We start from the raw sequence: 23,029 nt of genomic DNA, 5'->3' as shown, positions 1-23,029 counted from the left end.
CATCATGATTCTCAGAAAACTCTTCGGCTTCGTCGCGACCGCCGTCATTCTTCTCGTCGCGATCCTAATCGGGCGCTCGCTGTGGGTGCACTACATGGACGATCCGTGGACGCGCGACGGGCGCGTGCGCGCCGAGATCGTCAACGTCGCGCCGGACGTGTCGGGCGCGATCGTCGAACTGCCCGTGCATGACAACCAGCTCGTGAAAAAGGGCGACCTGATCATGCAGATCGACCCGTCGCACTACCAGATCGCGGTCGAGCAGGCGCAGGCGGCCGTCGCCGCCCGCCGCGCGGAACTGCAGATGCGCCGCGACGACGCGGCGCGCCGCGCGGATCTCGATGCGCTCGTCGTGTCGAAGGAAAACCGCGAGAACGCCGCGCACAGTGCGTCGAGCGCCGATGCGCAGTACCAGCAGGCGATCGCCGCGCTCGATGCCGCGAAGCTCAACCTCGAGCGCACGCGCGTCGTCGCGCCGGTCGACGGCTACATCACGAACCTGCAGACGTTCAAGGGCAACTATGCGGTGGCCGGCCAGGCGAAGCTCGCGATCGTCGACAGCCACTCGTTCTGGGTCTACGGCTACTTCGAGGAAACCAAGCTGCCGCGCGTGAAGATCGGCGCGCCGGCCGAAATGCGGCTGATGAGCGGCGGCGTGATGAAGGGCCACGTCGAAAGCATCTCGCGCGGCATCTACGATCGCGACAACCCGCAAAGCCGCGACCTCGTCGCGGACGTGAACCCGACCTTCAACTGGGTGCGCCTCGCGCAGCGCGTGCCGGTGCGCATCAGGATCGACGAAGTGCCGGCCGACGTGGTGCTGTCGGCGGGTACGACCTGCACGGTCATCATCGATCCGGACAAGCAGAAGAAGTCGTAAGCGCAACGCGCGCCGGGCGGCATCCCGCCCGGCGGCGTCACTCCCAGAAGAACCGGTAAGGCAGGAACGGCGACGGGCCGAGCCCCGCTTCGCCGATCATGTTGCGCAACCGCATCGCAAAGCCGATGGCGCCGATCACGACGAGTGCGGCGATCACATACGGGCGCCGCACGTACGGCACGCGTTGCAGCGGCACGAACTGGCAGCCCATCGCGAACAGCACGAGCCACTGGAAGCGCAGTCCCGCATAGCTGACCCGCGCGAGCGCGAAACTCGCGATCTCGCAGGCGAACAGGAACACGAGCGTGCGCGGCATGCGGGCAAGCAGCGCCCAGCCGGCCGCGAGGGTCAGCAGCGCGAGCACGAGCGGTGCGCTGCCCGACATCTGTGCCGGCGGCGTGAATGCCGCATAGAGTCCGAACTTCGCCAGCAACGCGTCGTGGTGCATCGCGAACAGCACGCCGCCGATCGCGACCGCCAGCCCCGCATAACGCAGCAGGCGCAGCCGCCGCACCTGGAGCAGCACGACGAGCAGCACCGCCGACACGTGCATGCCGGCCGCCGCGGCCGCCAGCGCGATCGACGCGCCATGCCGCCTGCGCGCCCATTCGTCCGACGCGATCTTGGCCGCGCAGAACGCGAGGCCATAACGCAGCCCGCTCATCGCCATGTCGTAGAAGAACAGCGGAAAGATCAGCGTGGCGAACACGCACGCATCCTCGGCCGTCCGCCCGAACGCGACGACACATGCGATGACGATCAGCAGCGACAGGATTGCCGTCACGATGCGCGGGTCGTGCCCGACCCATTCGAGCGCGCGCACGAGCCATACGAAGCCCGGCTCGAGCGTGCGCGGTACGACCTTCAAGTTGCCGCTCCAGATGCCGGCGATGATGCCCTGGTAAATCGCCGTGTCGGTGCCCGTCCGGCCACGCAGCACGGCGAACGTGGCGGCCGGTGCGATACCCGCCGCGAGCCACCGCCACGGCGGCATGCGCGTGCGCATGCCGAGCGCGGCGGAGACGAGGATGCACAGGTATCCGCTCAGATAAATCGTCGTTGTCATTGTTATGAATGACCCGCTCGGCGCAGTGCCGCACCGGTGTCGATGCGCGCGCCGCGGGTTCTGGTCCCCAGCTGTGTGGAAGCGCATTGTAGGGGATCGCGCGGCGCGTGACTGCCGGTTTTGTCACCCACCGGCGGATGAGCGGCGGATTGCGCGTGTCGCGGGTGGCCGGCCCGCGACCGCGCGGCGCTCGGGCCGCGTCAGGCCGCGATACGAAAGCGCCCGACCAGCGACTTCAAGGCCTGCGCCTGCTCGTCGAGCGCGTTCGCCGCGGCGGCCGCCTGCTCGACGAGTGCCGCGTTCTGCTGGGTGCCGGCGTCCATCTGCGTGACCGCGCGGCCGATCTCGTCGATCCCCGCGCTTTGCTCGTCCGATGCCGCGGAAATTTCGCCGATGATGTCGGTCACGCGCTTGACCGCGCGCACGACGTCGCCCATCGTGCGGCCCGCATCGTGCGCGAGCGCCGCACCGTTCGCGACTCGCTCGACCGACGCGCCGATCAGCGCTCGGATCTCCTTCGCCGCGGTCGCCGCGCGTTGCGCGAGCAGGCGGACTTCACCCGCGACCACCGAGAAGCCGCGCCCCTGCTCGCCCGCGCGTGCGGCCTCGACGGCCGCGTTCAACGCGAGAATGTTGGTCTGGAACGCGATCCCCTCGATCGTGCCGATGATGTCGCGGATGTTCTTCGCGCTGTCGTCGATCTCGCTCATCGTCGCGACGACGCGCCCGACGACTTCCCCGCCCGTCTCCGCAACGGCCGAAGCATTGGCCGCGAGCGCGCTCGCCTGCCGCGCGTTCTCCGCGTTCTGCCGTACGGTCGACGTGAGCTGCTCCATGCTGGCCGCGGTGCGCTCGAGCGCGACGGCCTGCTGCTCGGTGCGCCTGGACAGATCGAGATTGCCGGTGGAAATCTCGCCCGACGCGGCCGCGATCGCCTCGGCGCTGACGGCGATCTCGCCGACGGTCGCCGCAAGCCCCGTCTGCATCTCGGCCAGCGCACGCACCATGCTGTCGCGGTCGTGCCGGCCCAGCGTGATCGGTCGCGTCAGGTCGCCGCGCGCGATGTCCGCGGCAATCGCCTTCGCATGCGCGGGCTCGCCGCCGAGCTGCGACGCGAGACGGCGCACGACGCGCTCCGCGATGACGATCGCGAGCACGATCAGCGCAACCGTCATCGCCGCGATCATCGCGAACGACGACGAGAAGATGGTGGCGGACGCATCGAGCGTCGCCTTCGACTTCGCACCGCGTGTCTTCACGAGTTCGGCGACCAGTTTTTCGAGCTTGCCGGTTTCGACCAGCAGCGACACGTCCTGCGTGCCGACCTGCCAGCTCATCTGCGACAGGTCGAGCGGCTGTGCCTGCACGAGCGCGACGAAATCGCGCAGATGCGCGCTCCACGCGCCGACCGCCGTCGAGAATGCGCGCAGCCGCGCCGAATCGTCGACGTCGGCCGGATCCGCATAGCGCTGCAGCGTGCCGAGCGCCTGGCCGATCGACGCGAGCCCGGCGCCCACGTCGGCACCCAACTCGTTGCGTTCCTTCGCGGTGGTCGCGGTCAGCAGCATCTTCTGGGCACGGCTCGCACGCAGCACTTCGGCCCGAACCTCCTCGGCCGCGCGGCTCGCGACGTGACCCTGCTCGTAGACGGAGGCGATCGACGCATTCAGCCGGCTGATCTGCCAGAGCGAAAACATGCCGATCGCCAGCGTGCCGGCGAGCAGGATCGCGAATGCGGCGCGCAACGTCGCCTTGACGGTCCACGGCCGGCGCTCGCGACGCGCCGCCCGCGGGCGCCGGGCGGCGCGACCGGCGGCGACGTCGGGTGCGGCGGCGGCCGCACCGGGCTGTGGACGCAAAGATGCTGCTTTCATCGATATATCCCCGTATTGATCACGCGGCCGGAAAGGTCGGTCCCGGCGTACCCGCGATGGCTGGCCATGCCGCGCGTCCTGCGCCCGCACGGCGGATAGCCGGTGCCGGGCGCGGCGCGCCTGTTGTCATTGGGTCGTTCTACGGCCGCCACCGCCGTTTCTTGAGTCCGGTAAACCACGCACCGGCCCCGGGCGCCCGCCCCGCTTGCGGGCGAGCGTGCCGCCAGCGTTATACCCGGCCAAAAAAGCGGGCATCGATCGATCCGTCGGATGAATGTCCGATTCACGATAAAACTTGTCCGGACATTCCTGATACGCCACATTACACTTCTTTGACGCAGCAACGATTCAAGACGCGCCGATCCCCAGCAGAGCGCTCCCGCCACCTCAACTCGTTCAGCTCTCACATGGAAACCAGCCTCGACACCGGCTCCGCCGGCGCAGCCGCCACCCAGCCTTCCGCGCCACCCGTCGCCCGCACCGTCTACCCGGTGCTCGGCGCAATCAGCTTCTCGCACATGCTCAACGACATGATCCAGTCGTTGATCCTCGCGATCTACCCGATGCTCAAGAGCCAGTTCGCGCTGTCGTTCGCGCAGATCGGCCTGATCACGCTCACCTACCAGATCACCGCGTCGCTGCTGCAGCCGCTCGTCGGCCTCTATACCGACAAGCGTCCGAAACCGTATTCGCTGCCGGTCGGCATGGGTTTCACGCTCGCCGGGCTGCTGCTGATGTCGGTCGCGCCGAACTTCCCGATGCTGCTGGTGGCCGCGGCGCTCGTCGGTTGCGGCTCGTCGGTGTTCCATCCCGAATCGTCGCGCGTCGCGCGGATGGCGTCGGGCGGCCAGCACGGGCTCGCGCAGTCGGTGTTCCAGGTCGGCGGCAACGCGGGTTCCGCGCTCGGGCCGCTGCTCGCCGCGCTCGTGATCATTCCGCACGGCCAGCACAGCATCGCGTGGTTCTCGGCAGCCGCGCTCGTCGCGATGATCGTGCTCACGCAGATCGGCCACTGGTACAAGAAGCATCCGTCGATGAAGAAGAAGGCCGCGGCGGCCGGCCACCCGACGCTGTCGCGCGGCCGCGTGATGGGCGCGATCGGCGTGCTGGTGCTGCTCGTGTTCTCGAAGTACTTCTACCTCGCGAGCATCAACAGCTATTTCACGTTCTACCTGATCGACAAGTTCCACCTGTCGGTGCAGGCCGCGCAGATCCACCTGTTCGTGTTCCTCGCGGCCGTGGCGGCGGGTACGCTGATCGGCGGGCCGGTGGGCGACCGGATCGGCCGCAAGTACGTGATCTGGGTATCGATCCTCGGCGTCGCGCCGTTCACGCTGCTGCTGCCGTACGCGAACCTGTTCTGGACCAGCGTGCTGACCGTGATCATCGGCATCGTGCTCGCGTCCGCGTTCGCCGCGATCCTGGTCTACGCGACGGAGCTGATGCCCGGCAAGGTCGGGATGGTCGCGGGCCTGTTCTTCGGCTTCGCGTTCGGCCTCGGCGGTGTCGGCGCGGCCGTGCTCGGCCAGCTCGCCGACGCGACGAGCATCACGTTCGTCTACAAGGTGTGCTCGTTCCTGCCGCTGATCGGCGTGCTGACGGTGTTCCTGCCGAACCTCGAAAGCAGCCGGCGCAAGAAGGCGTGAAAAAACGGCCGCGGCGCGCCTGCCGGCGCCGCGGCCGTGATGCTCCGATCGACGGGATCGACGGCGGCTTCAGGCCGCCGTCGTCGCATGCAGCGTCAGGAAACGCTTGAGGATGCCGGACGAATAACTGCTCGCGATCGCCGACAGGAAGTGCGAGAACGACTGCGTCGCGTGATCGTCGGCCGTATCGGAGATCGTGCGCACGAGCGCGAACGGCACGTCGTGCTCCGCGCACACCTGCGCGATCGCCGCCCCTTCCATTTCGACCGCGAGCGCATCCGGCAGCGCGTCGCGCAGCGCGACGACCTCGCGCTCGCTCGACACGAAGCGGTCGCCGCTGATGACGAGCCCCGCGTGCAGCGTCGCGCCGGCCAGGCTGAAGCGTGCGGCGAACTGCGCACCCTCTTCCGCGACGAATTGCGTGCACGCGGCCCGCAGGCGCGCGGTCAGTGCGGCGTCGGTCGCGAAACGCGTGATGCCGAGCAAAGGCACCTCATAGCGCGGAAACAGCGGCGACGCGTCGAGATCGTGCTGCAGCAGCGTATCGGCCACGACGACATCGCCGACACGCACCGTGCGCGACACACCGCCCGCGACGCCGGTGAACACGATGCCCGACACGCCGAACACGTGGATCAGCGCGCTGACCGTCGCGGCGGCAGCGACCTTGCCGACCCGCGCGAGCGTCACCACACAGGCCGCGCCGTGCACGGTACCGACGTGATAATCGCGGCGGCCGAGCGTGACCGTCTTCATCGCGCCGTCGGCGCGCATCGCGGCGATCAGGTCGCCGAGTTCCTCGGGCAGCGCGGCCAGGATGCCGAGCGGTCGAATCGAAGCCGTGCCCACCATGTCGATGCCGGTCATTCCACCGCCTGCAGTTTCGCGACCGCGAGCGCGAGCCACTTCTCGCCGTGCCGCTTGAATTTCACCTGTGCCTTCGCATCGGTGCCGTTGCCTTCGAGCGCGGTGACCGTGCCTTCGCCGAACTTGGTATGGAACACCTGCTGGCCGACGCGGAAACCGGTATCGGCGGCCCGCTGCTTGTTCGCGAACGCCGGCAGCGGCGCGGACACGGCCGCATCGACGATCTGCTCGCGACTGCCGCCGCCCGGCCGCGCGAACCAGTCGCGCCCGTACCCGGCGTTGTCCGACCGGCCACCCCAGCGTGAACCGACCTCGACCTTCGGCGTCAGCCACTTGAGCACGTGTTCGGGCAGCTCGTCGAAGAAGCGCGAGCGCACGTTGTAACGCGTCTGGCCATGCAGCATCCGGCTCTGCGCGAACGACAGGTAGAGCCGCTCCTTCGCGCGCGTGATCGCGACGTACATCAGCCGGCGCTCTTCCTCGAGGCCGTCCGATTCGAGCACGCTGTTCTCGTGCGGGAACAGCCCTTCCTCGAGGCCCGTGATGAACACGGCCGAGAATTCGAGCCCCTTCGCCGCGTGCACCGTCATCAGCTGCACGGCGTCCTGGCCGGCCTGCGCCTGGTTGTCGCCGGCCTCCAGCGACGCATGCGACAGGAAACCGGCGAGCGGCGTCATCGTATCGGGGTTCTGTGCCGGATCGGCAGGCGATACCGGGTCGAGCACGTCGACCGCCTGATCGTCCGCCGCAGAGCCGAGCTCCGGGGCCGCGATCGCGCCTGCGCGCAGCGGAATCGAACGGGCCGGCGTGTCGAGCCCGTAGCCCTCCTCGGCAATGAACGCGGTGGCCGCGTTCACGAGTTCCTGCAAGTTCTCGAGACGGTCCTGGCCTTCGCGCTCGCCCTGGTAGAAATCGGCGAGACCGCTGGCGCGCACGATGTGCTCGACGGTGTCGGGCAGGTTCATCTGCTGCGTGTCGGCGCGCATCTTCGCGACCAGGTTCGCGAACCCGCCGAGGCTCGTGCCGGCCTTCCCCGTCACGTACGGAATCGCGGCGGCCATCGAGCAGCCGTACAGGCGCGCGGCGTCGGCGAGCTGCTCGATCGAGCGCGCGCCGATTCCGCGGGTCGGGAAGTTCACGACGCGCACGAACGCGGTGTCGTCGTTCGGGTTGTCGATCAGGCGCAGGTACGCGAGCGCGTGCTTCACTTCCTGGCGTTCGAAGAAGCGCAGGCCGCCGTACACGCGGTACGGGATGCCCGACGACATCAGCGTGTGCTCGATCGAGCGCGACTGCGCGTTGCTGCGGTACAGGACGGCCACTTCGCTGCGCGCCATCCCGGTGTTGATCAGCGAGCGGATCTCCTCGACGATCCAGCCGGCTTCCTGCGAATCGGTACTCGCCTCGTACACGCGCACGGGTTCGCCGTGGCCGGCGTCGGTACGCAGGTTCTTGCCGAGGCGGTGCGCGTTGTTCGAGATCAGCTGGTTCGCCGCGTCGAGGATGTTGCCGTGCGACCGGTAGTTCTGCTCGAGCTTGATCAGGTTGCGCACCCGGAATTCGTCTTCGAAGTCGCGCATGTTGCCGACGTTCGCGCCGCGGAACGCGTAGATCGACTGATCGTCGTCGCCGACCGCGAAGATCGCGTTCTGGCCGCCCGCGAGCATCTTGAGCCACGCGTACTGCAGCTTGTTGGTGTCCTGGAACTCGTCGACGAGGATGTGCCGGAAGCGCGCCTGGTAGTGCGCGCGCAGCGGCGCGTTGTACGCGAGCAATTCATAGCAGCGCAGCAGCAGCTCGGGGAAATCGACGACGCCCTCGCGCTGGCACTGCTGGTCGTATGCCTGGTACAGCTCGACGAACTTGCGGTTGAAGTTGTCGGTCGCGTCGACCTTGTCGGGACGCAGCCCCTGCTCCTTCGCATTGTTGATGAAGTACTGGACGTTCTTCGGCGGGTACTTCTCGTCGTCGACGTTCGCCGCCTTCATCAGCCGCTTGATCGCGGACAGCTGGTCGGCCGTGTCGAGGATCTGGAAGGTCTGCGGCAGGCCGGCGTCGCGCCAGTGCGTGCGCAGCATCCGGTTGCACAGGCCGTGGAACGTGCCGATCCACATCCCGCGCGTGTCGATCGGCATCATCGCCGACAGGCGCGCCATCATCTCGCGCGCGGCCTTGTTCGTGAAGGTCACGGCGAGCACGGTGGGCGGCGATGCGTAGCCCTGCTGGATCAGCCACGCGATGCGCGTGATCAGCACGCGGGTCTTGCCGCTGCCCGCCCCTGCGAGGATCAGCGCCGGTTCGTTCGGCAACGTGACGGCGGCGAGTTGTTCGGGGTTCAGATTGGCGAGCAGGTCGGGCATGGAGCGGCAGCGAACGGGCGAGGAAAATGCGGACCCGACATTATAAGTCGGCCGGACGATGCCGTTCCCGATCCGTTCGACCGCCCGTCGCGCGTACGTTGCCGGCACGTGGCGGCCGCGTCGCGGCGGGCCCGCGCCGGCAAGGCGATGGCTGGTCGATGTGCATCCATTTATAATTGTCGGATTCGGCATCCAATTCACGCATTTTTCGGCAGATTTCCAACATGAGCGACAACACGCTTGCGAAGAGTTTCGAGCCCCACACCATCGAGTCCCATTGGGGGCCGGAGTGGGAAAAGCGCGGTTACGCGGCCCCGGCATTCGATCCGGCCCGCCCCGATTTCTCGATCCAGTTGCCGCCGCCGAACGTGACGGGCACGCTGCACATGGGCCACGCGTTCAACCAGACGATCATGGACGGCCTCGCCCGCTACCACCGGATGCTCGGCGAGAACACGCTGTGGGTGCCCGGCACCGACCACGCGGGGATCGCGACCCAGATCGTCGTCGAGCGCCAGCTCGACGCGCAGGGCGTGTCGCGCCACGACCTCGGCCGCGAGAAGTTCGTGGAGCGCGTGTGGGAATGGAAGGAAAAATCCGGTTCGACGATCACCGGCCAGGTGCGCCGCATCGGCGCGTCCACCGACTGGTCGCGCGAATACTTCACGATGGACGACAAGATGTCGTCCGCCGTGCGCGACGTGTTCGTCACGCTTTATGAACAGGGCCTGATCTACCGCGGCAAGCGCCTCGTCAACTGGGATCCGGTGCTGTTGACCGCCGTGTCGGATCTCGAAGTCGTGAGCGAAGAGGAAAACGGCCACCTGTGGCACATCCGCTACCCGCTCGTCGACGGCTCGGGCTCGCTGACCGTTGCCACGACGCGCCCGGAAACGATGCTCGGCGACGTCGCGCTGATGGTCCATCCGGAAGACGAGCGCTACGCGCACCTGATCGGCAAGCTCGTCACGCTGCCGCTGACGGGCCGCGAGATCCCGGTGATCGCCGACGACTACGTCGACCGCGAGTTCGGCACGGGTGTCGTGAAGGTCACGCCCGCGCACGACTTCAACGACTACCAGGTCGGCCTGCGCCACAACCTCGCGCCGATCGAGATCCTGACGCTCGACGCGAAGATCAACGACAACGGCCCCGAGCAGTATCGCGGCCTCGACCGCTTCGACGCGCGCAAGGCGATCGTCGCCGACCTCGACGCGCAGGGCTTCCTCGATTCCGTGAAGCCGCACAAGCTGATGGTGCCGCGCGGCGACCGCACGGGCGTCGTCATCGAGCCGATGCTGACCGACCAGTGGTTCGTCGCGATGACGAAGCCGGCGCCGGAAGGCACGTTCAATCCCGGCAAGTCGATCACGGAAACGTCGCTCGACGTCGTGCGCAACGGCCAGATCAAGTTCGTGCCGGAAAACTGGACGACCACCTATTACCAGTGGCTCGAGAACATCCAGGACTGGTGCATCTCGCGCCAGCTGTGGTGGGGCCACCAGATTCCCGCGTGGTACGGCGAGAACGGCGAGGTGTTCGTCGCGCGCAACGAGGAAGAAGCGCGCGCGCAGGCTGCCGCGAAGGGTTACGCGGGCGCACTGAAGCGCGACGAGGACGTGCTCGACACGTGGTTCTCGTCGGCGCTCGTGCCGTTCTCGTCGCTCGGCTGGCCGAACGAAACGCCTGAACTGAAGCACTTCCTGCCGTCGTCGGTGCTCGTCACGGGCTTCGACATCATCTTCTTCTGGGTCGCCCGGATGGTGATGATGACCACGCACTTCACGGGCCAGGTGCCGTTCCACACCGTCTACGTGCACGGCCTCGTGCGCGACGCGGAAGGCCAGAAGATGTCGAAGAGCAAGGGCAACACGCTCGACCCGATCGACATCGTCGACGGCATCGACCTCGACACGCTGGTCGCGAAGCGCACGACGGGCCTGATGAACCCGAAACAGGCCGCGACGATCGAGAAGAAGACGCGCAAGGAATTCCCGGACGGCATCGCCGCGTTCGGCACCGATGCGCTGCGCTTCACGATGGCGTCGATGGCAACGCTCGGCCGCAACGTGAACTTCGACCTCGCGCGCTGCGAGGGCTATCGCAACTTCTGCAACAAGCTGTGGAACGCGACGCGCTTCGTGCTGATGAACTGCGAAGGCCACGACTGCGGCAGCGACAAGCCGGAAGTCTGCGGCGCGGGCGATTGCGGCCCGGGCGGCTACCTCGACTTCTCGGCGGCCGACCGCTGGATCGTCTCGCTGCTGCAGCGCACCGAGGCCGACATCGCGAAGGGCTTCGCCGATTACCGCTTCGACAACATCGCAAGCAGCATCTACAAGTTCGTGTGGGACGAGTACTGCGACTGGTATCTCGAACTCGCGAAGGTGCAGATCCAGAACGGCACGCCGGAACAGCAGCGCGCAACGCGCCGCACGCTGCTGCGCGTGCTCGAAACGGTGCTGCGCCTCGCGCACCCGATCATCCCGTTCATTACCGAAGCGCTCTGGCAGAAGGTCGCGCCGCTCGCCGGCCGCTATCCGGAAGGCAAGGCCGACGGAGAAGCGTCGCTGATGGTGCAGGCGTACCCGGTCGCGAACCTGCAGAAGATCGACGAGGTGTCCGAACAGTGGGCGGCCGACCTGAAGGCGATCGTCGACGCGTGCCGCAACCTGCGCGGCGAGATGAACCTGTCGCCGGCAACCAAGGTGCCGCTGCTTGCCGCCGGCGATGCCGAGCGCCTGCGCTCGTTCGCGCCGTACGTCCAGGCGCTCGCGCGCCTGTCGGAAGTGCAGATCCTCGCGGACGAAGCGGCGCTCGACAAGGAAGCGCACGGCGCGCCGATCGCGATCGTCGGGCCGAACAAGCTGGTGCTGAAGGTGGAAATCGACGTCGCGGCCGAACGCGAGCGCCTGTCGAAGGAAATCGCGCGCCTGACGGGCGAAATCGCGAAATGCAATGCGAAGCTCGGCAACGAGGCTTTCGTCGCGAAAGCGCCGCCGGCGGTGGTCGAACAGGAGCAGAAGCGCGTCGCGGAATTCCAGAGCACGCTCGAAAAACTGCGCGCGCAGCTCGATCGGTTGCCTGCGTAACAAAGGGTAAGGTTGTTTGCGTTCACTATAATGCGGACGTGAACATAAACCGTCTGACAAGTCGATTACAGAAATAAAGGTTCGATCATGTTGAAAGTCACCAAGGCGGTATTCCCTGTTGCCGGCCTCGGCACGCGCTTCCTCCCGGCAACTAAGGCAAGCCCGAAGGAAATGCTGCCGGTCGTCGACAAGCCGCTGATCCAGTACGCGGTCGAGGAAGCGATCGCCGCCGGCATTACCGAGATGATCTTCGTCACCGGGCGCAGCAAGCGCGCGATCGAGGACCACTTCGATAAGTCGTACGAAATCGAGGCCGAACTCGAGGCGCGCGGCAAGGAGAAGCTGCTCGAACTCGTGCGCAGCATCAAGCCGAGCCATGTCGACTGCTTCTACGTGCGCCAGCCGGAAGCGCTCGGCCTCGGCCATGCGGTGCTGTGCGCGGAAAAGCTCGTGGCCGACAACCCGTTCGCGGTGATCCTCGCCGACGACCTGCTCGACGGCAACCCGCCCGTGATGAAGCAGATGGTCGACGTGTTCGACCACTATCACAGCTCGGTGATCGGCGTCGAAGAGATCCCGCCGTCGGAGACGAAGTCGTACGGGATCGTCGACGGCAAGGAGTGGGAGGAGTCGATCGTCAAGATGTCGGCGATCATCGAAAAGCCGGCGCCGGAAGTCGCGCCGTCGAACCTCGGCGTGGTCGGCCGCTACATCCTGAAGCCGAGGATCTTCGAGCACCTGCGCGCGCTGAAGCCCGGCGCGGGCGGCGAACTGCAGCTCACCGACGCGATCCAGGCGCTGCTCGCCGATGAACAGGTGCTGGCCTACAAGTACCAGGGCACGCGCTACGACTGCGGCAGCAAGCTCGGCTACCTGAAGGCAACGGTCGAATTCGCGCTGCGCCACGCGGAAGTCGGCGCGGAATTCGACGCGTACCTGCGCGCGCGCGCCAGCGCACACCCGGCCGACTGAACGCGGCAAGGGCGCAAGGGCTCACTCCGGCGAGCCCGCCCTCACCTCACCGGCCGGCGCTCAGCGCGCTTCGGCCGGCTTCACCGAGACGACGCCCGGCATCCCGCCCGCGTCGTCTTTTTTCGTCTTGACGAGCCAGCCGTTGCCCGCGTCGAACGGCATCTTCGCGAGCGCGCTCTTCACGAGCGCCGGCGCGGCCTGCTGCGTGCCCGGCTCGCGATCGCGCAGCGACGCCGTCACGCGATAGACGTCGGCCCCCGACTTCGCGTCGACGAACCGCAGCGTCAGCACGTGGCGGTATACCTTCCCGGCGAACGGCAGCGCGAGCGGCGACGGCCCGTCGACGGTCACGCACGCGCTGCTCGCCGCACCGCACTGGTCGGCGACGGCCGCGACCGCCGTCGGCTGCGTCGCGTAGGCGACCGACAGCCGGTAGCGCGCGTCCTTGAGCGGTTTCGCATCGAAGCCGCGGTGCGCGAGTTCGTCGCGCACGAGCGTCTCGATCTGCCGGTATTCGGCATCGTTGGCCTGCGCGGCCGTCCGCACGAAATCGTAGCCGTGTGCATCGGATGCGAACGCGTTCGGCTGCCCGACCGCACTCACGCCGCTCGTCACGCCGGCGCAACCCGTCAACAGCGACGCCGCCAGCGCGGCCGCTGCCCATTCCTTTCTCATGGCTTTCCCCAAATACCTGCCGTCGTGCCCGGCCCTATCAGGCGGACGGCTCGTCGATCGCGGGCAGCGACACCGTCACCGCGGTGCCGACACCCACCTCGCTGTCGACCGACACGCTGCCCCCATGGCGCGTGACGACCGTCTTCACGAATGCCATGCCGAGCCCGGAACCCGAGATTTCGGGCCGCTCGCCGGCATGGAACCGCTTGAAACGCTCGAACAGATGCCGCTGATCTTCCGGCGCAATGCCGTACCCCTGATCGCGAATCGTACAGAACATCCGTTTCGACGCATGCTCGACCGCCAGCGTACACGTGATCACGGTATCGGACGGACTGTATTTGACCGCATTGTTCAGCAGGTTCACGAATGCGCGCGTGATCAGCGAGCGGTCCGCGCGCACCCAGCACATGTCGGTGCCGACGTCGGTGTCGATGCGGATGTGCTTCGCCTGCGCCTGCGGCCATACCTCGTCGCTCGCGTCGATCAGCACGTCGACGAGGCTCGTCGCCTCGAGCTGGTACGCCTGCGACTCCGCGCGCGCCAGCTGCACGAACTCGTCGGCGAGCGACAGCGCGCGGTGCGCATAGCGCTCGATCCGCGCGAGCAGCCCGCGCATCGCGTCGGTCTCGACGCGGTCGCGCTCGATCTCGACGAGCGCGAGGATCGACGACTGCGGCGAGCGCATGTCGTGCGACAGCAGGTGCAGCGCTTCCTCGCGATGCCGCTCGGCCGCATGCAGTTCGGTCACGTCGACGAGGCCGGCGATCCAGCCCGTCACGCGGCCCTGCGCGTTCGTGCAAGCGGCGTAGCGTAACAGATGGTCGAGCCCGTCGCGATCGCGCACCTCGATGCCGCGTGCCATCGCGTCATGCTCGTCCTCGAGCGTCGGGTCGAGCACGGCCGGCCAGCGCTCGCGAATCGCCGCGTCGTGTTCCGCGTTGCCGTCGACGGTCTTCATGAACGTCAGCTCGCCGAGCGCGGTGCGCAGCGGCCGCCCTTCCGGCAGCGGCAGCGACAGGCGCGACCCGTAGCGCTTGGCCGCATGGTTCGCAATCAGCACGGTGCCGGCCAGGTCGGTCACGAAGATCGGCTCGGGCATGCTGTCGAGGCTGTCCCACACGAAGCGCTTCATGTCCTGCACGCGCTGCGCGGCTTGCGCCATCAGCGCCATCTGCCGCTCGAGCACGTCGCCGCCGACGCTGCGCGTGCGCGGCGCCTCGGGCAGCAGATGCGGCTCGTCGGCGAGCCGCTGCAGCTCGCGGCGCAGGTACGACATCGTCATTTCCAGGCGCCGCCAGTTCCAGATCGGGTAGACGGCGACCAGCCCGAAGATCGCGGGCGCCGGCGACAGCCAGATGCGCGCCTCGAACAGCAGCGCCATGCTCGCGACGACGGCGAGCCCGGCAAGGCTCAGCGTGAGCAGCAGCGCGCGCCACGGCGACAGCATCAGGAAGCCGCCCAGCAGCACGGCGAGCGGCAGCAGCGACGCGGCGAACAGCCCGGCGCGCGACGCGGGCGAGATCGCGCTGCCGGTCGCCAGCATGTCGAGCACGTTGGCGTGGATGTACACACCGGCGAGCGGCCCGAACTCGCCGGAGACGGGCGTCGCGAAGCGGTCGTACAGCCCCGACGCCGTCACGCCGACGACGACGATCTTGCCGCGCAGCGCGTCGGGTTTCACGCGCCCTTCGAGCACGTCGTCGAACGACAGCGTCGGATACGCGGGCGTGTTGCGGCTGAACGGGATCAGGTAGCGGCCCTCGCCCGCCGCGTCGCGCGACAGGTCGTGCGCATGCGCACCGGGCACGCCGCCGACCGGATGCAGCCGGCCGCCCTGGATCGCGCGATACACGGGCACCATCAGTTGCGGCCAGCGCACGCGGCCGTCGCTTTCGAACAGCGCGACGCTGCGTACGATACCGTCGCGGTCGACTTCCAGGTTGATGTGGCCGAGCCCGACCGCGCGCGCCGCGAGCGCGGCCACCGGCGGATCGACCGCGCGCGTGCCGTCCGCCTGTTCGGGGCTCAGCAGCACGGGCAGGAAGGTCGGCACGTGGCTCATCGCGTCCGCGAACGCACGATCCTCCGCGGACGGTTCGGTAAACAGCACGTCGTAGACGACGGCAGCCGGCTGCGCGCGCGCGAGCGTATCGAGCAGCCGCGCGTGCACGTTGCGCGACCACGGCCAGCGGCCGAGCGCGGACACGCTCTGGTTGTCGATGTCGACGACCACCACGTCGGGCGACAGCGGCAGGCTGCGCAGCATCAGCAGCCGGTCGTAGATCAGGCCGTCGACGCTCGTCGACAGGCGGCCCAGCGCGCACGCGAGGATCACCGCGATCCCGAGGCAGCCGATCGCGATCCATTCGATCAGGAAGCGGCGGCCGAGGCGCCGCCGCGGGGAAACGGAGTCGGGTCTCATGCGCCGCGGATCAGCGCGACAGCGTGAACGCGCTGACCGGACTGGTCTTCTCGTAGAACTTGCCGCCTTCGAATTCCTCGACGGTCACGGCCCAGAAATAGTCGCCCGGCGGCAGGTGCGCGACGGTGATCTGGCGCGCATGCAGGCCGACCTGGTCGACGACCGGTGCGCTCAGGTCCTTCGAGCGCGACAGCACGAACCGGTAGCGCGCATCCTTGCCCGAACCGTTCGGCGACCAGCGGAACTCGTAGCCGTCGGCGCCGGGCGACGCGCTCGCGTCGAGCCCCATCACGCGGCGCTCGAACGCATACGTGCGCGGCCGGCCCTCGAGGCCGTTCGCGTCGATCGCGGCGACCCGCACGAAGTAGTTCCCGTTCGGCACGTCGTGAAAGACCGCCCGCGGAGAATCGGTGCGCGTTTCGCGGAACAGGTCGAGCAGCCCGGCGTCGTGCGCGAGCTGCAAGCGGTAGCCACGCGCGTCGCCGAGCGGCGCGACGTCGAATGTGACGTCGGGCTCGTCCTGCACCTTGTCGGGATGCGCGAGCGCCGGCGCGGGCAGCAGCTCGACGGGCGCGCCGACCGCGCCGGACGATGTCGCGACGCTGCCGAAATTCGCATGCACGAGCGTCGGGCCGGCCGGCTGCCGATCGCCCGCGACGCCGACGGTGCCGTCGAGCACTTCGACGCGCGTCGACGCGCTACCGGCTGCGTCGTAATTCACGCGAAAGTGCGTACCGCGCACGCCGGCCACGACCGACGGCGAACGGATCTGGAAACGGTCGTCGCGTTTCTTCAGATGGGTGACCTCGCTGTCGACCGAGCCGCGCGTGAGTTCGAACTCGCGATCGAGCGTGCCGGTCAGCACCGTGCGGCGCAGCGCCTTCAGGTCGAGCTGGCTGTCGGGCGGCAGGCTCATGTGCGTGCCGTCGGCGAGCTCGAGCGTCACGAAGCCGTTCGGGCCCGTGCGCACGCGATCGCCCTCGGCAAGCGTCGCATCGTTCGCGAGCGGCGCGTAAGCGTCGCCGGACGCGCGTTCGGCCGTCCCCTGTACCGCGACGACGCGCGCGGTCAGTTTTTCCTTGCGCAGACGCGCCACCGGCAGCTTCAGCGCGATGCCGGGCTGCAGGTGCTTCGGCGCGGGTACGCCGTTGATCTGCTGAAGCAGCTGCCAGTCGTCCGCGCCCTGCAGGTAGCGCGCGGCGACGTCGTACAGCGTGTCGCCCGCCTGCGTGCGGTAGACGACCATCTTGCCCGCCGCGGCAGGCGGCTGCGCGGCCGCATGCTGCGCGGCGAACGCAAACGCGACCGCGCAGGACACACGCAGCGCCGCCGTCCGCAGGTTCGCCGTGTGCTGCGTGATTCCCGTGGTCACTCCGGTTCTCCCTGGCCGACCCGCTCGAGCCGGTAGCCGTAGCCGTAGATCGGCGCGAGGCGATAGCCGTTTTCGGGCCGCAGGCCGAGCTTGGTGCGCAGCATCGAGATGTGCGTATCCATCGTGCGCGACGGGATGTCGGTCGCCTGCTTCCACACGAGATCGAGAATGTGCGCGCGCGACAGCGGCCGGTCGAGGTGCTGGAACAGCAGCAGCGCGAGCTCGAATTCCTTCTGCGTGAGGCTCACGGCCTTGTCGCCGACGTAGGCCTGCTTCAGGTTCACGTCGAAGCGGAACTGGTCGAACTCGCGAACGGTTGCCTCGGCGTTGACCGGATACGCGCGGCGCAGCAACGAGCCGATGCGCGCACGCAGGATCGGGCCCGACACGGGCTTGACCACGTAATCGTCGGCGCCGGCGTTGAGGATCTGCGTGATCCCCGCCTCGTCGTCACGGCTCGTCATGAAGATGATCGGCAGGCTGTGCTCGGTCTGATTCGCACGCACCCACTTCAGCACTTCCTCGCCGGACATGTCGGGCACGTTCCAGTCGAGCACCAGCAGATCGAACGTCTCGCGCTGCAGGCGCTTCTTCAGGGCCTTGCCTTCCTTGAACGCATAGCACGTATGGCCGACGGCCGTCAGCGTTTGACTGACGAAATCCGTCTGGGCCGGATCGTCATCCAGTACAGCAATTCTCATAGCACCCCGCAAATCGAAATCGATTCGTCCAGTTCAGCTCCCCGCCCCCACCCCAGCCGCGCAGCACATGCGCGGCTTCCGGATACCGGCCGGCGAGCCGTCGTTCGCCGCTCGCGCCACCTGCGCAAACCGGCGACCCCGGCTAAATATCTCAAAAACGGGGCACGGACGAACCGGCGATTTCATCATAGTAGTATGAAATTCGCCAATAAATTGCGCGGACTACCGTCTTTTCTTCGAATAATGCTTCCTGTCGCGCAATCGGGCGTCTAGTCGGCGCCCGCGATGCCGGCCACCGGCTCGACAACATCGTCGGCCGGCACGTGCTGCGACAGCGGTTCCGCATGCGCCGGTTGTACAAGCATCCGCTGCAGCTGGCCGCGCACGCGCTCCCACGCGGCGGCCGCGTAGTCCGGCTGGCTCGCCGCCCACGCCTGCGCCAGATCGAACACGCGCTCGATCGTCGCACCGCAGTAGGTCAGGCCCGAGCCGTCGTCCAGCGCGGCGTCGCGCAGCCGTTCGTCGAGCCACTCGGCCAGCCACGGCATCTCGGCCGCGGCCGAATCCGCGTAAGCCTCCAGCGCCGCACGCGCGTGACGATCCTGCTGCGGATCAAGCTCGATACGGCTCAGTCCCGATACGCTGCGTTCCGCTCCGGACGGACTTCGAATGGTCCCTGGTCTGAAGGACATGTCCTCTCCCCGTTGTACGACGGTAGCGTCAGGCATGGCCCCCGTGCCCGCCGTAAGACGTACCGTGGCCGGCGCATCCGCTGGGAGCGGACGACCGGCCGGGTCAGTATACGCAGCCGGTCACGAAGCGAGGTTTAAGAATTGTCAGAAACGCGCGGCCCGGCCAGGGCAATCGCATGAAGGGGCTTACCAGCCAAGGAGTTGAGCGCGATAGTTGTCGCTGGTGGCGGCCTTGAGCCGGCGGATCTTGAGGCCCGCCTTGGTTTGCGTGTCCTTGCGCAGCAGGTTCATCGTAATGCGGCGCAGAATTGCAAAGTTCTGCGCCGCATGTTCGACCCGCACCCTGCATTGATCTTCGCCGAACGCCACGTCGAGCACCCAGTGCATCGAGTTCTCGATCCGCCAGTGTGAGCGTACGGCGTGTGCAATGCGCGTTGCATCGGCGGGCAGGCTGCTCACGTAATATCGGCGCTCGACCGACACCGTCTCGCCGATCTCACGCGTGGCCTCGACCATAGCGATCGAGCGCATGCCCGGCCAGAGCGCGGCCGCGCGCCATGTGTTCATCACATCACTGACCAGGCAACGACGTGTTTCGATCCGGCCGTGGTCCTTCTCGACCTCCCGATATTCACTCGAACAGTCCCATCGGTCATCGGATGCAAGACGGTCGATGGCTTCGAGCGTGGTGCGAACTTCCACCAGCAGCGTCGGCTGGTTTTCCTTGACCGCCAGCACGTAGTCGGCTCCGCTCGTGACGAGTTGGCGAGCAATCGCCTGCTGGCAGCCCATGGCGTCGATCGTTACGATTGCACCCTTGAGCAGTAGTGCATCGAGCAGTTCCGGAATCGCCGTGATCTCGTTACTCTTGTCGGCCGTGCGCACCTGCCCCAGTACAACGCCCAGGCCGCTTCCAAAGGCCGAAACAAGGTGGATGGCACGCTCCCCATTGCGATGCGAGCCACGCACCGTCTTGCCGTCGATCGCGATGACCTCGCCGGACAAGGTTGGAAACGCACCGCTCATCCAGCGCGTGAAGCACGCCTCGAACTGACGTGGGTTCAGGGCCGCGAACACCCGTCCAAACGTGTCGTGGGACGGGATGCCGTTGCGCAGCGGCACGTAGCCGCGTAGCCACTCCAGTTTCTCTTCACCCCAGATCTGAATGGCTACCCAGCTATCCGCTCCCGAGAGAATCGCGCACAGCGCCACCACCAGCATCTCTGACAGGTCGTGCGCAGGCGTTCGGCTGCGCGGATCGCGTAACTCGCCGAACGCGTCTTCGATGCTCAAGGCTTGCGTTTCCTCCATCCGATGCCTCCGCAAAAGATAGTAGTAAACGCTTGATTCGCCTCGGTTTACAACCCCGCGCGTAACTCCTTGATTGTTAACGCCCCTTCATGCGATTGCCCTGGCGGCCCGGCGCCAGGCGCGGCCGGCAGCATGACGCCGGCCCTCAGCGGCGGCGCATCAGGAACACGAAGGTCTTGTCCTGCGTCGTCGATTCGACGATCTCGTTGCCCGTCTGCTTCGCGAACGCGGCGAAATCGCGCTGCGAACCCGGATCGGTCGCGAGCACCTTGAGGATTTGCCCGCTTTCCATATCGGCGAGCGCTTTCTTGGCACGCAGGATCGGCAACGGGCAATTGAGCCCGCGCGCGTCTACTTCCTTGTGAATCTGCATCGGCTGTCGACCTTCGAATGTCGCGCCACACGCGGCGCGGGAAGAAGCCGCGATTTTACCGCAGCGCCGCCGCGCCTGCCCGGGCAGGCCGAGGCCCGGCACCCGCGGGCACCGGGTTCACGCGCCGGAGAAACCGCCCGCGAGCCGCTCCCGCAGGTGCCGCACGAGCGCGCGCACCGCGCTCGGCACGACCGGGCTGTACGGGCGGATCGCGAAGATGTGGTCGCCGAACGCGCCTGACGGCCGCCAGCCGTCGAGCAGCGCGACGAGCCGGCCGGCGTCGAGATCGCGCTGCGCGCTGAAGTCCGGCAGCAGCGCGATGCCGAGCCCGCCGAGCGCGGCTTCGCGCATCGCCTCGCTGTTGTTCGCCGCGAAACTGCCGCGCACCGGCACGCTCACGCGCTGGCGCCGCCGGCCGTCCGGCTCGAAGCTCCACGCGGCCGGCTCGTGCTCGCGCAGGTAGCACAGGCAGCTGTGCTCGACGAGTTCGCTCGGGTGCCTCGGCGCGCCGCGCGCGTCGAGGTAGTCGCGGCTCGCGACGAGCAGCGAACGCGTGTCGCACAGCTTCCACGCGACGTGGGTCTGCGGCGCGGTGGTCGTATGGCGGATCGCGAGGTCGAAACCCTCCTGCGTCAGCGAATGCAGCCGGTCCGACAGGTCGAGCTCGATATGCACGCCCGGATGCCGCCGAAGGAAATCGGGCAGGTGCGGCACGACCTGCTGGCGCCCGAGCGCGACCGGCACCGTCACGCGCAGCAGGCCGCGCGGCTCCCCGGCCAGGTCCTTCACGCGCGCGAAGTGCTGCCCGATCGACTCGAACGCGTCGCGCGTGCTGTCGACGAGCGTCTGGCCCGCGTCGGTGAGCCGCACGCTGCGCGTCGTGCGCCGCACGAGCGGCACGCCGGCCGCTTTTTCGAGGTCGGCGATACGCTGGCTCATCGCGGCCTTGCTGATGCCGAGCCGCTGCGCGGCGGCCGTGAAACTGCCGGCCGCGGCCAGCACCGTCAGCGAATGGATATGCGGCCAGAGCGCCTGGACATTTTGCTGATTCATCCGCCGATTATTCAGAATTCTGAACAGTGAATCAAGCTGCTCGGCCTTCTCCCGCCCGGCGCGTTTGCCTAGACTGGGTGCCGTCCACCCTACCCGATCCCTCAGGAGACACGATGAATCCGGTTCCCGCGTACACCTCCGACGCCGACGTCGGCCACTATGTCGACGGCGCGCCCGTCTCCGGCCGCAGCGGCCGCTTCCAGGACGTGCTCAATCCGGCGCTCGGCCGCGCGGTGCGCCGCGTCGCGCTTGCCGACGACAGCGAAGTGCAGCAGGCCGTCGCGTCGGCCCATGCCGCGTTCCCCGAGTGGGCCGCGACGCCGCCGATCCGCCGCGCACGCGTCCTGCACCGCTTCCTGCAACTGATGAACGAGCACCGCGACGCGCTCGCGGCGATCATCACGGCCGAGCACGGCAAGGTGTTCTCCGACGCGCAGGGCGAAGTCGCACGCGGCATCGACATCATCGAATTCGCGTGCGGGGTGCCGCAGCTCCTGAAAGGCGACTTCACCGATCAGGTCAGCACCGGCATCGACAACTGGACGATGCGCCAGCCGCTCGGCGTCGTCGCGGGCATCACGCCGTTCAACTTCCCGTGCATGGTGCCGTGTTGGATGTTCCCGGTCGCGATCGCGACGGGCAACACGTTCGTGCTGAAGCCGAGCGAGCGCGACCCGTCGGCGGCCCTGTTCATCGCCGACCTGCTCACGCAGGCCGGATTGCCGGCCGGCGTGTTCAACGTCGTCCAGGGCGACAAGGGGGCGGTCGACGCGCTGCTCGACCACCCGGACGTGCAGGCCGTCAGCTTCGTCGGCTCGACCCCGATCGCGGCCTACGTGCAGCAACGCGCGGTGCAGTCGGGCAAGCGCGTGCAGGCCCTCGGCGGCGCGAAGAACCATCTGGTGGTGATGCCCGATGCGAACCTCGAACAGGCCGTCGACGCGCTGATCGGCGCCGCGTACGGCTCGGCCGGCGAACGCTGCATGGCGATCAGCGTCGCGGTGCTGGTCGGCGACGTCGCGGACAAGATCGTGCCGCTGGTGGCCGAGCGCGCCCGCAAGCTCGTGATCGGCGACGGGATGTCGCCGGAAGTCGAGATGGGCCCAATCGTCACCGGCGATGCACTCAAGCGCATCGAAGGCTATATCGAGCAAGGCGTGAACGAAGGCGCGCAACTGGTGGTCGACGGCCGCGGGCTGCGCGTGCCGGGCCGCGAGGCGGGCTTCTTCACCGGCGGCACGCTGTTCGACCACGTGACCCCCGACATGCGCATCTACAAGGAAGAAATCTTCGGGCCCGTGCTCGGCTGCGTGCGCGTGAAGGACTTCGGCGAGGCGGTCGACCTGATCAACGCGCACGAGTTCGGCAACGGCGTGTCGTGCTTCACGAGCGACGGCGGCATCGCGCGCGAATTCGCGCGGCGCATCCAGGTCGGGATGGTCGGCATCAACGTGCCGATTCCGGTGCCGATGGCGTGGCATGGCTTCGGCGGCTGGAAGAAGAGCCTGTTCGGCGACATGCACGCCTACGGCGAGGAAGGTGTGCGCTTCTACACGCGCCAGAAGTCGGTGATGCAGCGCTGGTCGTCGAGCATCGGCAAGGGTGCCGAATTCGCGATGCCGACCGCGAAGTAATTGCCTGGAGGCACGCCGCCGGCCGGTCACTGGCCG

Annotated in this window: 17 protein-coding genes; 5 read left to right on the top strand and 12 right to left on the bottom strand. The window is 67.7% G+C overall.

Features of this window, described 5'->3' with window-relative positions; all coding sequences use genetic code 11:
- Window positions 1-4 precede the first annotated feature (4 nt).
- Window positions 5-880 carry an efflux RND transporter periplasmic adaptor subunit gene (locus APZ15_RS11075; RefSeq protein WP_014897260.1) on the top strand — a complete coding sequence of 292 codons (876 nt, stop codon included), beginning with the start codon at window positions 5-7 and terminating at the stop codon, window positions 878-880.
- A 37-nt stretch (window positions 881-917) separates the two neighbouring features.
- Here APZ15_RS11075 and APZ15_RS11070 read toward each other — a convergent pair whose 3' ends face one another.
- Both APZ15_RS11070 and APZ15_RS11065 read right to left on the bottom strand, forming a co-directional pair.
- Entirely contained in the window at window positions 918-1,946 is a 1,029-nt protein-coding gene (locus APZ15_RS11070) for an EpsG family protein (protein WP_027787724.1), read from the bottom strand.
- Between the two features lie 200 nt (window positions 1,947-2,146).
- Window positions 2,147-3,820: a methyl-accepting chemotaxis protein gene (locus APZ15_RS11065; RefSeq protein ID WP_027787725.1), complete on the bottom strand. Its 1,674-nt coding sequence runs from the start codon at window positions 3,818-3,820 to the stop codon at window positions 2,147-2,149.
- A 407-nt stretch (window positions 3,821-4,227) separates the two neighbouring features.
- On the opposite strand from APZ15_RS11065, the gene APZ15_RS11060 reads away from it, so the two are divergent.
- A complete protein-coding gene (locus tag APZ15_RS11060) occupies window positions 4,228-5,466 on the top strand; it encodes an MFS transporter (RefSeq protein WP_021162356.1) in 1,239 nt (412 codons plus the stop codon).
- A gap of 69 nt (window positions 5,467-5,535) precedes the next feature.
- On the opposite strand, the gene APZ15_RS11055 is transcribed toward APZ15_RS11060, so the two are convergent.
- Both APZ15_RS11055 and APZ15_RS11050 read right to left on the bottom strand, forming a co-directional pair.
- Window positions 5,536-6,333, bottom strand: a complete 798-nt coding sequence (locus APZ15_RS11055; RefSeq protein WP_027787726.1) for a 5'-methylthioadenosine/adenosylhomocysteine nucleosidase — start codon at window positions 6,331-6,333, stop codon at window positions 5,536-5,538.
- The gene (locus tag APZ15_RS11050; RefSeq protein WP_027787727.1) at window positions 6,330-8,693 is read right to left on the bottom strand and encodes a UvrD-helicase domain-containing protein; all 2,364 of its coding nucleotides are present in this window, start codon (window positions 8,691-8,693) and stop codon (window positions 6,330-6,332) included. Before APZ15_RS11050 ends, APZ15_RS11055 begins: the two co-directional genes overlap by 4 nt.
- Before the next feature lie 224 nt (window positions 8,694-8,917).
- Here APZ15_RS11050 and APZ15_RS11045 point away from each other — a divergent pair, with 224 nt between their 5' ends.
- Together APZ15_RS11045 and galU are read left to right on the top strand one after the other, a co-directional pair.
- On the top strand, window positions 8,918-11,785 hold the full coding sequence (locus APZ15_RS11045) for a valine--tRNA ligase (protein ID WP_027787728.1): 2,868 nt from the start codon (window positions 8,918-8,920) through the stop codon (window positions 11,783-11,785).
- An 87-nt stretch (window positions 11,786-11,872) separates the two neighbouring features.
- The gene (gene galU / locus APZ15_RS11040; protein WP_027787729.1) at window positions 11,873-12,757 is read left to right on the top strand and encodes a UTP--glucose-1-phosphate uridylyltransferase GalU; all 885 of its coding nucleotides are present in this window, start codon (window positions 11,873-11,875) and stop codon (window positions 12,755-12,757) included.
- 60 nt (window positions 12,758-12,817) lie between these two features.
- Here galU and APZ15_RS11035 read toward each other — a convergent pair whose 3' ends face one another.
- The 8 genes from APZ15_RS11035 to APZ15_RS11000 form a co-directional block, all read right to left on the bottom strand.
- Window positions 12,818-13,432 (bottom strand): DUF4136 domain-containing protein, encoded by a 615-nt coding sequence (locus APZ15_RS11035; RefSeq protein WP_027787730.1) that lies wholly within the window; start codon window positions 13,430-13,432, stop codon window positions 12,818-12,820.
- Window positions 13,433-13,469: 37 nt separating this feature from the next.
- Entirely contained in the window at window positions 13,470-15,857 is a 2,388-nt protein-coding gene (locus APZ15_RS11030) for a CHASE2 domain-containing protein (RefSeq protein WP_027787731.1), read from the bottom strand.
- A gap of 10 nt (window positions 15,858-15,867) precedes the next feature.
- Window positions 15,868-17,229, bottom strand: a complete 1,362-nt coding sequence (locus APZ15_RS11025) for a FecR family protein (protein WP_027787732.1) — start codon at window positions 17,227-17,229, stop codon at window positions 15,868-15,870.
- Entirely contained in the window at window positions 17,226-17,930 is a 705-nt protein-coding gene (locus tag APZ15_RS11020; protein ID WP_006490421.1) for a response regulator transcription factor, read from the bottom strand. The genes APZ15_RS11025 and APZ15_RS11020 overlap by 4 nt, the downstream gene beginning before the upstream one ends.
- Before the next feature lie 269 nt (window positions 17,931-18,199).
- A complete protein-coding gene (locus APZ15_RS11015) occupies window positions 18,200-18,622 on the bottom strand; it encodes a hypothetical protein (RefSeq protein ID WP_027787733.1) in 423 nt (140 codons plus the stop codon).
- Between the two features lie 186 nt (window positions 18,623-18,808).
- Window positions 18,809-19,933, bottom strand: a complete 1,125-nt coding sequence (locus APZ15_RS11010) for an ISAs1 family transposase (protein ID WP_049098614.1) — start codon at window positions 19,931-19,933, stop codon at window positions 18,809-18,811.
- 145 nt (window positions 19,934-20,078) lie between these two features.
- Complete coding sequence (locus tag APZ15_RS11005; protein WP_006402122.1) at window positions 20,079-20,306, bottom strand: sulfurtransferase TusA family protein; 228 nt, start codon at window positions 20,304-20,306, stop codon at window positions 20,079-20,081.
- A 117-nt stretch (window positions 20,307-20,423) separates the two neighbouring features.
- A complete protein-coding gene (locus APZ15_RS11000) occupies window positions 20,424-21,359 on the bottom strand; it encodes a LysR family transcriptional regulator (RefSeq protein WP_027787735.1) in 936 nt (311 codons plus the stop codon).
- A gap of 113 nt (window positions 21,360-21,472) precedes the next feature.
- Here APZ15_RS11000 and APZ15_RS10995 point away from each other — a divergent pair, with 113 nt between their 5' ends.
- A complete protein-coding gene (locus tag APZ15_RS10995) occupies window positions 21,473-22,993 on the top strand; it encodes a CoA-acylating methylmalonate-semialdehyde dehydrogenase (protein WP_027787736.1) in 1,521 nt (506 codons plus the stop codon).
- The last annotated feature ends 36 nt before the right edge of the window (window positions 22,994-23,029 follow it).

Source organism: Burkholderia cepacia ATCC 25416 (assembly GCF_001411495.1).
In the GTDB taxonomy this organism is placed as follows: domain Bacteria; phylum Pseudomonadota; class Gammaproteobacteria; order Burkholderiales; family Burkholderiaceae; genus Burkholderia; species Burkholderia cepacia.
This window is presented reverse-complemented; position numbering and strand designations above follow the sequence as displayed.